This window comes from Streptomyces chengmaiensis, assembly GCF_029846775.1.
GTDB lineage: Bacteria > Actinomycetota > Actinomycetes > Streptomycetales > Streptomycetaceae > Streptomyces > Streptomyces chengmaiensis.
The window spans coordinates 1-646 of record NZ_JARWBG010000134.1; the positions used below are offsets into that span (position 1 = coordinate 1).

The following is a 646-nucleotide window of genomic DNA, read 5'->3' on the forward strand; positions in this document are numbered from 1 at the left end:
CCAGGAGTCTCAATGACGAAGTCAAGCCGCTTGCGTGACTGGCGGGGCGGAGGTGAAGACCCGTCCGTCACGCAGCAGGGCCCACAACACACTCGCCCGCCGGCGGGCCAGAGCAATGACGGCCTGGACGTGCTTGCAGCCCTCGCCGCGCTTCTTCAGGTAGAAGTCCCGGTTCGGCCCCTCCCGCATCATGCTGGTCTGTGCCGACATGTAGAAGACCCTGCGCAGGCGGCGGCTGTAGCGCTTGGGCCGGTGCAAGTTGCCGGTCCGGCGTCCGGAGTCGCGAGGGACAGGCACCAGCCCGGCCGCCGACGCCAGGTGACCGGCGTCGGCGTATGCCGACAGGTCGCCGGCCGCAACCACGAACTCGGCGCCGAGTATCGGCCCCATGCCGGGCAGGGACTCGATGATCTCCGCCTGTGGATGGCTTCGGAACGTCTCGCTGATCTGCTTGTCGATCCGCTTCAGCCGGTCGTCCAGGGCCAGGATCTGCCCGGCCAGGTCGGCCACGATCTGCGCAGCCACGTCCTCGCCGGGCAGCGCGGTCTGCTGGGCCTGAGCGGCCTCCAGCGCGGTCGCGGCGACCGTGTCGGCGCCGCGCACGCTGCGGTTGGCCAGCCAGGCCGTCAGCCTCGCCCGGCCGCGG

The 646-nt window shown here is 70.9% G+C and carries 1 protein-coding gene; it reads right to left on the minus strand.

All coding sequences use genetic code 11. The features are described 5' to 3' along the window. Positions 1-21: 21 nt before the first annotated feature. Positions 22-646: transposase (locus tag QCN29_RS36730; protein WP_279933595.1), on the minus strand; the 625-nt coding region annotated here is incomplete at its 5' end.